The sequence below is a fragment of the Glaciecola sp. 33A genome (genome assembly GCF_002836745.1).
Taxonomy (GTDB): Bacteria; Pseudomonadota; Gammaproteobacteria; order Enterobacterales; family Alteromonadaceae; genus Glaciecola.
Genome location: NZ_PJAR01000025.1, coordinates 36,962 through 50,570, shown reverse-complemented (window position 1 = coordinate 50,570; position 13,609 = coordinate 36,962). Strand labels below are relative to the sequence as shown.

The 13,609-nt window shown below is 42.4% G+C and carries 15 protein-coding genes; 10 read left to right on the top strand and 5 right to left on the bottom strand.

The window, feature by feature from the left end:
* Positions 1 to 18 precede the first annotated feature (18 nt).
* The 5 genes from rluB to CXF81_RS03065 form a co-directional block, all read right to left on the bottom strand.
* The gene (gene rluB / locus CXF81_RS03085; protein ID WP_101179914.1) at positions 19 to 918 is read right to left on the bottom strand and encodes a 23S rRNA pseudouridine(2605) synthase RluB; all 900 of its coding nucleotides are present in this window, start codon (positions 916 to 918) and stop codon (positions 19 to 21) included.
* 136 nt (positions 919 to 1,054) lie between these two features.
* Positions 1,055 to 1,654 carry an SMC-Scp complex subunit ScpB gene (gene scpB / locus CXF81_RS03080; protein WP_101179913.1) on the bottom strand — a complete coding sequence of 200 codons (600 nt, stop codon included), beginning with the start codon at positions 1,652 to 1,654 and terminating at the stop codon, positions 1,055 to 1,057.
* A 199-nt stretch (positions 1,655 to 1,853) separates the two neighbouring features.
* Complete coding sequence (locus CXF81_RS03075) at positions 1,854 to 2,714, bottom strand: ScpA family protein (RefSeq protein ID WP_101179912.1); 861 nt, start codon at positions 2,712 to 2,714, stop codon at positions 1,854 to 1,856.
* Positions 2,711 to 3,331, bottom strand: coding sequence for an L-threonylcarbamoyladenylate synthase (locus tag CXF81_RS03070; protein WP_101179911.1), 621 nt, complete (start codon positions 3,329 to 3,331; stop codon positions 2,711 to 2,713). Before CXF81_RS03070 ends, CXF81_RS03075 begins: the two co-directional genes overlap by 4 nt.
* Positions 3,332 to 3,342: 11 nt before the next feature.
* Complete coding sequence (locus tag CXF81_RS03065; RefSeq protein ID WP_101179910.1) at positions 3,343 to 4,185, bottom strand: PHP domain-containing protein; 843 nt, start codon at positions 4,183 to 4,185, stop codon at positions 3,343 to 3,345.
* Between the two features lie 438 nt (positions 4,186 to 4,623).
* Between CXF81_RS03065 and CXF81_RS03060 the strand changes: the two genes are divergently transcribed.
* The 10 genes from CXF81_RS03060 to CXF81_RS03015 all read left to right on the top strand — a co-directional run bounded on the left by CXF81_RS03060 (position 4,624) and on the right by CXF81_RS03015 (position 13,540).
* On the top strand, positions 4,624 to 6,267 hold the full coding sequence (locus CXF81_RS03060) for an anthranilate synthase component 1 (protein WP_101179971.1): 1,644 nt from the start codon (positions 4,624 to 4,626) through the stop codon (positions 6,265 to 6,267).
* Positions 6,264 to 6,899 (top strand): aminodeoxychorismate/anthranilate synthase component II, encoded by a 636-nt coding sequence (locus CXF81_RS03055; RefSeq protein ID WP_101179909.1) that lies wholly within the window; start codon positions 6,264 to 6,266, stop codon positions 6,897 to 6,899. The genes CXF81_RS03060 and CXF81_RS03055 overlap by 4 nt, the downstream gene beginning before the upstream one ends.
* A 63-nt stretch (positions 6,900 to 6,962) precedes the next feature.
* Entirely contained in the window at positions 6,963 to 8,051 is a 1,089-nt protein-coding gene (gene trpD / locus CXF81_RS03050; RefSeq protein WP_369828624.1) for an anthranilate phosphoribosyltransferase, read from the top strand.
* Between the two features lie 31 nt (positions 8,052 to 8,082).
* Entirely contained in the window at positions 8,083 to 9,501 is a 1,419-nt protein-coding gene (gene trpCF / locus CXF81_RS03045; RefSeq protein WP_101179908.1) for a bifunctional indole-3-glycerol-phosphate synthase TrpC/phosphoribosylanthranilate isomerase TrpF, read from the top strand.
* 40 nt (positions 9,502 to 9,541) lie between these two features.
* Positions 9,542 to 10,723 (top strand): tryptophan synthase subunit beta, encoded by a 1,182-nt coding sequence (trpB, locus tag CXF81_RS03040; protein WP_101179907.1) that lies wholly within the window; start codon positions 9,542 to 9,544, stop codon positions 10,721 to 10,723.
* The gene (gene trpA / locus CXF81_RS03035; RefSeq protein ID WP_101179906.1) at positions 10,720 to 11,532 is read left to right on the top strand and encodes a tryptophan synthase subunit alpha; all 813 of its coding nucleotides are present in this window, start codon (positions 10,720 to 10,722) and stop codon (positions 11,530 to 11,532) included. Before trpB ends, trpA begins: the two co-directional genes overlap by 4 nt.
* Positions 11,533 to 11,565: 33 nt before the next feature.
* Positions 11,566 to 11,865, top strand: a complete 300-nt coding sequence (locus CXF81_RS03030; protein WP_101179905.1) for a YciI family protein — start codon at positions 11,566 to 11,568, stop codon at positions 11,863 to 11,865.
* Between the two features lie 77 nt (positions 11,866 to 11,942).
* The gene (arfB, locus tag CXF81_RS03025) at positions 11,943 to 12,359 is read left to right on the top strand and encodes an alternative ribosome rescue aminoacyl-tRNA hydrolase ArfB (RefSeq protein WP_101179904.1); all 417 of its coding nucleotides are present in this window, start codon (positions 11,943 to 11,945) and stop codon (positions 12,357 to 12,359) included.
* Positions 12,360 to 12,533: 174 nt separating this feature from the next.
* Entirely contained in the window at positions 12,534 to 12,800 is a 267-nt protein-coding gene (locus CXF81_RS03020) for a PepSY domain-containing protein (protein WP_101179903.1), read from the top strand.
* Positions 12,801 to 12,862: 62 nt separating this feature from the next.
* Entirely contained in the window at positions 12,863 to 13,540 is a 678-nt protein-coding gene (locus tag CXF81_RS03015; protein WP_006011026.1) for a response regulator transcription factor, read from the top strand.
* Positions 13,541 to 13,609: the final 69 nt, after the last annotated feature.

Genomic DNA, 13,609 nt, shown 5'->3' with positions numbered 1-13,609 from the left:
AAAATCATTATCTTCAGCTTACTTCTTGGTTCTTGCTTGAGCGGCATTTCGTCTTCCCTGCCCTGCTTTATTTAGTTTGTGCTTCTTAACCGAACGACGCATTCTGCTCAACCGAGTGTGATCCAGTTTATCGTCTTGCATAGTCAATCCAGATTCAGTTTCGTTTGGCAACTGCACCATCTTTCTTAGTTGATTGACTCTGACTAGATCTAATTCAATCCAAGCGCCCTGAGGTAAGCGCTTTTGCAGTTCTAAGTTACCGTAGCGCACGCGCATTAAACGACTAACTTGAACGCCTTGCGATTCCCACAAACGTCTGACTTCACGGTTGCGACCCTCTGATAAGGTCACATTAAACCACTGATTTTGGCTCTCATCGTCGGTTGGTCGCACATGAATGTGAGTGAACTTTGCGATACCGTCATCAAGTTCGACGCCTTTTTGCAAGAGTCTCAGCATCTGCGGTGTCACTTCACCGAAAATTCTAACCGCATATTCACGCTCAATTTCATGGCGGGGGTGCATCAAACGGTTGGCTAGCTCGCCATCATTTGTAAACAACAATAGTCCGCTGGTGTTGATATCTAGTCTGCCCACAGCGATCCAACGATCAGCTATTATTTTTGGTAACCGTTCAAATACAGTGGCTCTCCCTTCTGGGTCATTACGCGAGCAAAGTTCACCTTCAGGTTTATTGTACATCAATATGCGACAAGTGGATTTTTCAACACTACGCGCAATCAGGTGTCCATCGACACGAATTTGGTCAGCTGGCGCAACACGGTCGCCCAAGGTTGCCATTTTACCGTTAACTGAAACCCGCCCGTCTTGGATCCAACGTTCCATTTCTCTTCTAGAACCCACGCCATTGTTCGCCAGCGCCTTTTGTAACTTTACTGTATCTTGACTATCCGTCATGTTTTTTCTTCACTTAATTTAATGTTGAACTCCATATTGAAATTCAATAAAACGTATAGGCCGTGCAGACTTCTATATCCCAATTTTAGTGCTTCTAAATTTAGTGCTTCTAAAAAGCAGTAAAAGTCATCACGTCTTAATGTCGCTTTTCGTTATCTAGTGTATTATCTTCGATGTTAGATGCAGTCATTGCCTGCTCTAAACTATCAACAAAGTTGTCAGCTGAGGGTAGTTCGGCTAGCGTTGATAATGAAAAATAATCCAAAAATGTTTTTGTTGTTGCTAGAAGTGCCGGTCTGCCGGGTACTTCTTTATGTCCAATTACTTTTACCCAATTTCTTTCTACCAGTGACTTCACAATGTGACTACTCACTGAGACACCTCTTATCTCTTCAATTTCACCGCGTGTAATAGGCTGACGGTAGGCAACCAGTGCTAGTGTTTCCATCATAGCACGGCTGTATTTGGGCGCGTTTTCTTGCCATAACTTACTGAGTAGAATGCCCAGTCCTTCGTCTGACTGAAAGCGATAACCACTTGCCACCTTGACTAAATGAATACCACGAGGCGAGTAGTCTAATTCAAGTTCTGCTAGGGCTTTCTTAATTTGTGCCGTTGAGACCGAGAAATCAGCTAAAAACGTAACCCTCATTACATCAATACTCAGCGCACCATCCGCCACAAAAACGCCAGCTTCTATTAGCTGTTTTAGTTGAGCTTCATTCAGTTTTTGCATTTGCGTTATCCACCGTCACAATGCGTATCATCATGCCTACAAAAAATAATTCAATTCAAAGACTTTGCGCAATTTACGTAAATGCAGCACGCTCAATACCGTATTTTACCTTATTTTAAAGCAAACCACTGAGGTAATTGTCGGTACCTAGTACTTTTAACCGTTATCATGCAATCCCATCGCCAGCGTTAAGCCCATTTTACACTTCTGCATATTCAATTTCACCCAACTTAACGTGAATATTTGTAAATACATCCTCTTGTGAACACAAAATTAACCCGCTCTTTACCAATTCTAAAATCGCAATAAAAGTGACCACAACGCCGGCTTTGCCCTCGGACAATGTAATAAGACTGGAAAGTTCAGTATAGGTCTGATGGTTGAGACGTTGTAAAATATAAGACATGCGTTCACGCGTTGATAACGCTTCTTTTTTAATTTGATGATGTTCGAATGCTTGAACGCGCCGCATAACGCCATGAAAAGCAAGGGCAATTTCTTGTAGCCTCACTTGAGGAAGGTGTTTAATAGCTTGCACATTGTCGCTTGTTTGTGCTGTCGCTGTAAAATTATCACGCTCCATTCTTGGAATTACGTCGAGTTGTTCTGCCGCTTTTTTGATTTTTTCATATTCTTTCAAACGACGAATTAATTCTGCGCGGGGATCCTCTTCATCTTCCGCAGCGTCGCCACGTTTAGGTAGCAATAAACGAGACTTTATTTCCGCTAACATGGCGGCCATTAACAGATATTCGCCTGCCAATTCGAGTTTTGCATCGGTCATCACATCTACGTATTTCATATACTGCTGCGTGATCTGCAATACCGGTAACTCAACAATATCGAACTTTTGACGACGGATAAGATACAACAACAGATCAAGTGGCCCTTCAAACCTATCTAAAATAACTTCAAGTGCATCGGGTGGAATATACAGGTCTTCCGGCTTTTCAATAAAAGCTTGACCATTAACAAAGGCCAATGCCAGCGGTTGCTGCTCCTTTATTTGAGCAACATCTAAGGCTGGCTTATTCTCGGTAGGCGTGCGGTTCTGACTCATTGAAAAGGCGAAGGATCGCCATTTCCAAACCGAATAACCTGCGTTGCTCCGTCAGACATATCAATAACGGTGGTTGGCTCTTCACCCAAGTAGCCGCCATGAATAATCAAACCAACGAGTTTTTCAAGCTTGTCTCTGATTTCCTCTGGGTCGGTTTCAGCCATCGATGCATTTCGCAATATTAATGTCGTAGACATTATCGGCTCGCCGTGTTCCTCCAACAAAGCGAGGGCGATAGGATTGTTTGGTACACGAATACCAATGGTTCTGCGTTTTGGGTTTTGCAGGCGTTTAGGTACTTCTTTTGTCGCTTTTAAAATAAATGTGTAAGGCCCTGGGGTGTTGTTTTTTATTTGCCTAAATGCCGCGTTATCCACTCTTGCATAGACTGACAATTCAGACATGTCTCTACACATAAGCGTAAAATTATGGTCCTTACCAATATCTCGAATACGACAAATTTGCTCTAGGGCCTTTTTGTTTTCCATCTGACAGCCAATGGCATAACCCGAGTCGGTTGGATAAACAATCACTTCGCCCGCACGAATGATTTCGCAAGCCTGTTTGATTAGCCTTACTTGAGGATTGTCTGGATGAACGTAAAAAAACTGACTCATTGAATTCGCTCTTAAGTTGTCGCTAAATTCCAGCTGTGCCACACCGGTTTGCAAGATAAAGGAATGTCTAAACGACGGCCTAATTCAGTAAAACGACTTGGAAAATGAAAGTCAGATCCTGCCGAAGCAAGCAAGGCATTGTCGAACATAATTTCTTGTAATAATTTTTTCTTGTCAGCAGCCATATTGGGATGCGTTATTTCCATCGCATCTCCACCTGATTGAGCAAATTCAGCAACTAACTTGCGTAACCATTTTGTGGTCATATCATAATGCCCAGGATGCGCTAATACTGCTTGTCCACCGGCGTCATGTATCCATTGAATGGCTTCTTCAATACGGATCCAGTTTGGCGTTACATGTGCCTTTTTATTCTTACCTAAATACTTAGTAAAGGCTTGCTGTGGATGCGTGCAAATTGATCTTTGTACCATCGCCCTGGCAATATGGTTTCGTGAAATTTGTGCACCATCTGCAATTTCTAAGGCAACATTATAGATGCCTTCATGACCACATTTGGCTAATTTTTCACAAATCCGTTCAGCTCGTTTATCACGTTCGGCAAGTTGCCCTTCCAAGCGTTTCAAAAAAACACAATCATCTTTATCAACTCGCAATCCAACGACATGGATGTCAAATCCGTGCCATGAAGTAGAGAGTTCAATACCCGCAATGATATTTAATTTAATATTACTATTTTTAGCGTAATCGCGCGCGGCAGAGATACCTGCCACCGTGTCATGATCGGTTATAGCCAGAACGTCAACTTGCATTTGCTGTGCACGTTGGACCAATTCAACAGGCGTCAACGCGCCATCTGAGCAAGTTGAATGACAGTGTAAATCTATTTTCAAAGCACCTTCTTCTTAAATATAACAACTAAAATAGTCACTATGCTTGACATAAAGACCGATTTGTTTTCTTCTATGCATCATACATGAAAGCAAAACGTATACATACGTCTTATGCAAAAATACGCTGAGCGACAATATAAATTTAAAAATTAACATTTACATATTAAGAGAACACGTTGACAACAACTCAAATTCAAGCAAATGATATTGGCTTTGCAAACGCGAGCTGCATTACGCAGAAAAATATTTGGTGGTGGCACAACCTCAACTAAGGGCTGTGTGAACGTGTTCGTTTCGCCATACTTAAGCCCGTTTAACGGGCTTTTTTTTTGATTAGTTTTTACCCAAGAATAAATAATAAAAATCAAACGAGTAAGAATGAGATAATAATTTGAAGCCAATCCAGCGGCTTCCAGTAGCCATAGAACGAGAATGAAAATGAGTTTAGCAGAGTTAGGACAACAATCCGGTCAGGTTGAAAGTATTATTGTTGATGGCCCCTATGTTAGCAATCCGCTGTTGGCATACCAAGCGCTTGGAAAAGAAAACAGCTTATTGCTGGAATCTGCCGAAATTGAAAGCAAAGCAAACTTAACAAGTCTGTTGTTAATTGACGCTGCTATTCGCATTGAATGTAACGACCAAAGTGTCACGATTACCGCACTTACAGCGAATGGACGTTCTGTTTTTCCAATTTTAATAGAAAAATTAGCAGCCTATCATTCGAGCCAGCAAGTGTCAGAGAATAACATTCGTTTTGAATTCCCGCCGGTTGATCAAAATTTAGATGAGGATTCTCGGCTTAAGCAAGCCAGCGTATTTGATGTATTGCGCACCTTAACTGAGAATATTCAAACCTTGCGTGACCATCCCAACGCACTTTTTTTAGGTGGTGTATTTTCATACGACTTGCTAGGTACTTTTGAAAAATTACCGGAGGCGATATTCGGTAACAACAATTGTCCTGAATATGTTTTTTATCTGGCTGAAACCTTGTTATTGATTGATCATCAAAATGCACACACGCAGATAATCGGTTCGGTATTTAGTGGCCCGCACGTTGCTCAGCATTATTTTAGTATTCATCAACGCTTAGAACAAATAAAACAAGAATTAGGGTCTCTTCCTACCCAGATATCAGTTGCAGAGACAATTAAAAACATGGAGTTAAAAGTAGATAAATCTGACGCTGAATTCTGTGCTGACGTTGTTGCATTAAAGGAACACATACTCGACGGTGACATTTTTCAAGTTGTTCCCTCGCGTACATTTAGTTTACCATGCCCATCACCCTTAGCCGCATATCAGCAGTTGAAAATACAGAATCCGTCTCCTTACATGTTTTATTTAAATGATCAAGATTTTACGATGTTCGGCGCATCACCGGAGTCAGCATTAAAATATGACAAACACAGCAACGTGGTTGAAGTATATCCAATAGCTGGCACCAGACCCAGAGGCAAAAGAACCAACGGCTCAATTGACTATGATTTAGACAGTCGATTGGAGCTCAATTTACGCCAAGATGAGAAAGAAAAATCAGAGCACATTATGCTGGTTGATTTGGCCAGAAATGACGTTGCTAAAGTCAGTAAAGCTGGCACCCGACACGTAAAGGAACTTTTAAAGGTCGACCGTTATTCACATGTCATGCACCTTGTCTCGCGTGTTGTTGGTAAACTACGCGACGATTTAGACGCACTGCATGCCTACCAAGCTTGCATGAATATGGGAACTTTAGTAGGTGCGCCCAAAGTCAGTGCGGCGTCGTTAATTAGAGATACTGAAAAACAGAAACGCGGCAGTTACGGTGGTGCTGTTGGCTATATTAATGGCAATGGTGATATGGACACCTGCATTGTGATCCGCTCCGCTTTCGTGAGGTTAAAAACAGCTTATATACAGGCAGGGGCCGGCGTAGTTAACGATTCAGTACCGCAAGCTGAAGCCGATGAAACACGCGCAAAAGCGCAAGCGGTGATTTCGGCTATTATTGCGGCCCACGCTCCTAAATCAGATAAAAAGAAAAGCGACCAGAACATGTTGACCTTTGATGATGAGCAACAAGGAGAGTCGGCATGAGCGAACAAATTAACTTAGTACTGATAGATAATATCGATTCGTTTACCTATAACTTGGTTGATGAAATTAGAAGCTTAGGCATCGAAATGACCATTTACCGCAATACGGTGGGCGCTCAAACCGTATTGGATAAATTAGCTGTATATAAAAAAGTCGGACCGACATTATTAATGTTGTCACCAGGCCCCGGTGCGCCTGCTGATGCCGGGTGCATGCCTGAGGTACTGCAACAAGTGCGCGGAAAATATCCGGTGCTTGGGATTTGTTTAGGTCATCAAGCAATCGTGGAGGCATATGGTGGGGTAGTCGCGAGGGCAACAGAGGTGATGCATGGTAAAGCCTCGCAAATGAGCTATACCGAAACCAAGGAAACCCAATCCATTTTTGCTGGCTTAAGTAATCCTTTATCTATTGCTCGGTACCACTCTTTGGTCGCCACCCAAATACCTGAAAGTTTGCAGGTTATTGCTAACATAGATGGATTGGTTATGGCAGTTTTACAGCCGAATGATAGAATGTTGGGATTCCAGTTTCACCCTGAATCTATACTCACTTGCGATGGCAGCGTCTTACTTATGCAAAGTATTGCGTTTTTAGCAAATCAGACACCAGAGCTTAAGATAATGGAATAATCGCCCGTTTTTTAGTTGCACTAACACGTGCGGGCAAACAGATAAATACAAGAGTAAAACCCAATGAATACAGAATCTAACGAGCTTGCCTTTGGGCCGAATGAAATGCTCAATGCGCTAGAAAAACTTTATACTAAGCAGTCATTGGGTTTTGCTGAAGCCGAGGCTGTTTTTAACCGCGTCATGCGCGGCAATGTGAGTGAAATTGAATTATCTGCGTTATTAGTGGCGCTAAAAATAAAAACTGAAACTACCGATGAAATAGCCGGAGCAGCGGCGGCGATGATCAGTAATGCGAAATCATTCCCGCGCCCCGATTATAATTTTAGTGATATTGTTGGTACCGGTGGTGATGGCCATAATACAATTAACGTGTCCAGTGCAGCTGCTGTTGTGGCGGCTAGTTGCGGCGTTAAAGTGGCTAAACATGGCAACAGAAGCGTCTCAAGTAAGTCGGGGTCGTCGGACTTATTTGCCGCATTTGGCTTAGCCTTGGATATGAGCCCGGACACAGCCCGCAAATGTCTTGATGAAGCGAATTTGTGCTTTTTAGCCGCTCCTTCGTATCACTCTGGTGTGAAGTTTGCGATGCCGGTTCGTTTAGCCCTCAAAACAAGAACACTGTTCAATATTTTAGGGCCATTGGCAAATCCATCTAAACCAACACATAGCTTACTAGGTGTTTATACCCCTGACCTCCTCGATACTTATGCACGAACATTAGTAACGCTAGGGCATAATACAGCCTATGTTGTGCATGGTAGCGGTCTTGATGAACTCGCATTGCATGGAGACAGCCAAATTGTGGAAGTAAATCATGGTGTTATTACTAGAAGCCAGGTGTCACCTGCAGATTTTGGTTTAACCCATTATCCGTTGGAAGCCATAGAAGGTGGCGAGCCGGAGCAAAATAGAGCACTCATTGCTGACGTTTTTAATGGCTGTGGCACACCAGCTCACACGGCAGCTATTGCGATGAATGCGGCAGCGTTGATCAAGCTAAATAATCTAGCTGATAGTTTTGCACAGGCATGTGATATGGCAATGGCATCAATAGATGCTGGTAAGCCGATGCAGACTATCGAGAAGACGGCTCAATTGAGCCAAGTACGCAACACCAACATTAACACGACAAACAGTAACAAAGTTTAATCCTATCAACTGGAAGACGTAAGAGAATATTGTGGCTAAAAACGTATTAGAACAAATTGTTGATGACAAAAAATTGGAAATCGCTCAGCGTAAAATTAATTTCCCTTTAAGCAAGTTTATCGACTCATTAACACCCTGTAAGAAAGATTTTTTTGCTGCCTTAGCTGCGCCTAACGCAAGTTTTATTCTGGAATGCAAAAAAGCATCTCCTTCTAAAGGCCTAATTAGAGAGAACTTCGACTTAGACGAAATTATAGAGGCTTATGCCCCGCATGCGTCTTGTTTATCTGTATTAACTGACGAAAAATACTTTCAGGGTAAATTTGAATATCTTAATTATATAACGTCTAGAGTATCTCAACCGGTCATCAACAAAGACTTTTTTGTTGATGAATATCAGATTTATTTAGCCCGTTATTATAATGCTGATGCTGTGCTATTAATGCTGTCCATTTTAAGTGACGAAGAGTTTACAACGCTCAGCGTCCTCACTCATAAATTGGGTATGCATGTGTTAACAGAAGTGAGTAACGAAGAAGAAGTACAAAGAGCGTTAGCACTTAATGCCAACATTATTGGTATTAATAATCGTAATTTACGTGACTTGAGTACCGACTTAGCAACAACAGAGCGTTTGGTGCCATTGATTAATAAAGATGGCTTTGATGGCGTAATTTTGTCTGAATCAGGTATTTATAAACACTCAGAAATACAACGCTTAAGTCCTCTTGTTGACGGTTTCCTGGTCGGAAGCGCATTGATGGCTGAAGCTAATTTGATTAATGCGGTTGAAAAACTCATATTTGGTGAAATTAAAATATGTGGTATAAATTCAGTCGAAAATGCGCGCAAAGTGATGGCGACACCGGCCAGTTATATGGGCCTAATATTTGCGACAAAATCACCTCGCTATGTGTCACTTGAACGCGCGATGGAAATAGCGAGCTTAGCCACGAGTAAAAAGAGAGTGGGTGTTTTTTTAGATAATCCAATAGAAGTGGTCGCAGATTATGCACGTAAGTTAACGTTAGCAGCGGTTCAGCTACACGGCAATGAATCCATTGAGTATATGCAGACATTGCGTACTTTACTGCCTGAGTCATGCGAGATCTGGGCTGTTGAGTCAGTACTTCAAACCCAAGCAGATTTGACTGTTTTTATTGCTCATACGCTGGCCCCAAAACTCGAGGTCGCAGACAAAGTATTGCTTGACTGTAAAATTGGCGATCAAGTCGGTGGCACTGGAGCAACGTTTAATTGGCGATTGTTAGAGGATGTGCCTCAAAAACACAAGCTGATATTAGCTGGCGGATTGGCCCCAAGCAATATCCAGGCAGCGAGAAAAACCCAAGTTGCTATATTAGACGTAAATTCAGGTGTTGAAGAGTCACCTGCTGAAAAATCGGAATCCAAACTAAGCAGTTTATTCGCCTCACTACGAGAGTATTAATTAAACTGTGTGGTTAAAATTAACAGAAGCGAGCCTTAAGATGAATAAGTTAGACAGTAAATTTGGTGATTTTGGTGGTATGTATGTGCCAGAACTACTTGTCCCTGCCCTTGACCAATTAGAACAGGCTTTTTTAGATGCGAAAGAAGACCCAAGCTTTCAAAAAGAATTCATGGGTTTATTAAAAGATTATGCCGGTCGTCCGACTGCGATGACGCTGACCCGCAATATAGTATCCAACCCACTGGTCAAACTTTATTTAAAACGTGAAGATCTATTACATGGCGGCGCACACAAAACCAACCAAGTATTGGGTCAGGCCTTGCTCACAAAACGTATGGGAAAGACTGAAGTTATTGCCGAAACAGGCGCCGGTCAACACGGTGTTGCAACTGCATTAGCATGCGCTTTGCTTGGTTTAAAAGCACGCATTTATATGGGTGCAAAAGACATAGAACGACAGTCACCTAACGTCTTTAGAATGCGTTTAATGGGCGCCGAAGTAATTCCAGTGAATTCAGGTTCAGGCACGTTAAAAGACGCGGTCAATGAAGCGATGCGTGACTGGTCTGCAAACTACGACAAAGCGCATTATTTACTCGGCACTGCAGCAGGTCCGCATCCATTTCCAACAATTGTACGTGAATATCATCGTATGATTGGCGAAGAGACTCGTGCGCAAATTATGGAAAAAGAAGGTCGCTTACCGGATGCTGTTGTGGCCTGTGTTGGCGGTGGTTCTAACGCTATTGGCATGTTTGCCGATTTTATTGATGAACCATCAGTTCGCCTAATCGGTGTTGAACCAGCTGGCAAAGGGCTCCATACAAAAGAGCATGGCGCGACGATCGTAACCGGCACCAAGGGTGTTTTACACGGCGCATATACGTATATTATGCAAGACAAAGACGGGCAAATTGAGGAATCTTATTCGGTGTCTGCTGGTTTAGATTATCCTGCTGTCGGTCCACAGCATGCGTTTTTAGCTGAAACAGGACGAGCAGAGTATTATGCAATTACTGATGAAGAAGCATTAAATGCGTTTCAACTGTTAGCCAAAAAAGAAGGTATTATCCCTGCATTAGAACCAGCTCATGCCCTTGCTCATGCCTTGAATATGGCGGATGAAGCAACTGAGGAAACCATTATCGTATTGAATTTATCAGGTCGTGGTGACAAAGATTTAGAGCATGTAGTTAATATTTTAGGAGACAAACTATGAGTACCACACGCTATGCTGATATGTTTGCCAACCTAAAAGCAAAAAATCAGGGCGCCTTTGTTCCATTTGTAATGGTTGGTGATCCTAACAAAGAGACATCCCTTGCTATTATCAATCAATTAGTTGAAAGCGGTGCTGATGCCTTGGAGCTAGGTATTCCCTTTTCTGATCCGATTGCGGATGGTCCTACGATCCAGAAAGCCGGTATCCGTGCTTTGCGCAGTGGCGTAAGGACGCAAGTCTGCTTTGATATACTAAGCGAAATCCGTCATAACCACCCAACGGTGCCGATTGGTTTATTGTTGTACAGTAATTTGGTGTTAGCTAATGGTATCGACAACTTCTATGCAAAAGCCGCAGCCGCCGGTGTCGATTCAATCCTTATCGCAGATGTACCATTAAGAGAAGCTGACCGCTTTATTGCTATTGCTAAACAGAACAACATACATCAAATACTAATTGCACCACCAAATGCAAGCAACGAAACCCTGAAGGCCATTGGCGAAAAGTCAGACGGCTACACCTATTTATTAGGTAGATCAGGCGTAACAGGCACTGAAACAGCGGTCGAAATTCCAGCCGCTGAGCTGATCGCAAAGCTAACACAATTCAAGGTTGCGCCTCCTTTACTTGGTTTTGGTATAAGCACGCCTGAGCAAGTAGCCAATGCGATCCAATCTGGTGCGGCGGGTGCTATTTCTGGCTCAGCTACCGTTAATATTATTGAAGCCAACTTAACAGACCCAAACAAAATGCTCGCAGATCTAGGTAGTTTTGTGGCTAAAATGAAAGCGGCCACTTTACTCTAAGCAGTTATGTAGCCTGTAAAAAAAGGAAAAGTTATGTGGTATATTATATATGCTGAAGATGTTGATAATAGCTTAGCGCTTCGAATAAAAGCCCGACCAGCACACTTGGAAAGGATCAGTGCGCTGGTTGATGAAGGCAGAATTTTAGTCGCTGGTCCGACCCCAGCAATTGATAGTGAGGACCCTGCAGAAGCGGGTTTCACCGGTTCATTGATCATCGCACAGTTTGAGTCATTAGGAGACGCAAAGGCTTGGGCTGACGCTGACCCTTATGTTGGCGCTGGTGTGTTTAAATCAGTCACCGTTAAACCCTACAAAAGAGTGCTACCCTAACCCACTCTGCGCGTTTGCAACACGGTGAATTAGTGTAGATGTAAAGTCACTAAGCAACCCGAGATAAAAGAAATAATATGGCTGTATTTATTACCCACCAAATTAGTATTGACGAGAGTGAGTTTAGTTTAACCGCTACTCGCTCTCAAGGTGCGGGAGGGCAGCACGTCAATAAAGTTGCTACAGCCATTTATTTACGTTTCGATATTAATCAATCCTCACTTCCTGAAAAAATAAAAACCAAGCTACTTGAGAGTAATGACACCCGCATCACATCCGATGGTGTAATGGTTCTTCGCGCACAAAATCATCGCACACAAGAACAAAATAAACGAGATGCGATTAAACGACTTGCCGTGGTCATCAAACAAAGCACCTATGAAAAACCGGTTCGAAAGCCAACAAGGCCGAGCCGCTCATCACAACGAAAACGTATGGATAGCAAAACCAAAAGTGGCCAACAAAAGCAGCTTAGAAAAAAAATCGATATGTAGTTATATCTCGTTACTATCACCTACTGCTTATGTTTGCCATAAACTCGTGATAATCTTAACCAATAAGGGTGTGACGAATATGTAGCTATTCAGCTTAAGTTCAGTGAGACACCGCATAATAGGCGGTATATTATCGCTAAATCGAGTTATTAATAAATAAGTAGGTACTTCACTTTGATCACGCTACGCTCTTTTTTTATAGCCGCCACGCTTGTTTTTGCCAGTCAGTTAGTAATGGCTCCTGTTGCTATGGCTAAAGACAAGCAAGAACAGCAAAGAATTAGCAAGTCACAAGCCGCGCAAAAAGCCCAAAGGGCGGTCGCAGGCAAAGTCTTAAAAGTAGAAATGCGTGGAAATGTCTATCGAGTTAAAATTCATCAGACCTCTGGGCGCGTAGTTTATGTCACCGTTGATGCCATAACAGGGAAAGTTAGCAAATAGTCTGTGTATTGAGTACATAAATGTTGGCCATATCATTTTAAGTTATATAAACGGAGTCACCCATGCGAATTTTGATAGTCGAAGATGATAGCCGGTTGCTGCTTCAACTAGACCAATATATGCAGTCACAAGGATTTAGTGTCGACTTAGCTGACGATGGTGAAAAAGCGCTATATCAGCTACAAGAATATGACTACGATTTAGCTATAATCGATGTTGGTCTACCCAGTATTGACGGCTTTGAAGTTGTTCAACGAGCTCGCGCCATGGACATCTCCTGCCCCATTATTATTCTGACCGCGCGAGACCGTTGGCAAGAAAAGGTAAAAGGCTTGGAATGCGGCGCTGATGATTATCTAACTAAGCCATTTGTGCACGAAGAGCTACTAGCAAGAGTGAAAGCCTTAATTCGACGCAGTGCGGGTCAGGCCAGCCCAATAGTGCAAAAAGGTCCCTTATCATTAGACACGAGTGCTAACCAACTTTATGTTAATGAACAAGCGGTGGAATTAACCGCATACGAATATAAGGTAATTGAATATTTGATGATGAACCCAAATAAAGTCGTTTCAAAAACTGAAATGGTCGAACATATTTACGACCAAGACTTTGATTTGGATAGCAACGTTATTGAAGTATTTGTTGGCAGACTGCGACGTAAAATTGATAAAGACAACATTATCAAACCAATTGAAACGTTGCGCGGTAGAGGTTATCGGCTCAATGTCAATTTGCAGTAAGTCCTTGTTAAAATGAAAACCTGGTCAATTACACGACGCATATTTTTAACTTGTATCTTGTTTGTTGCG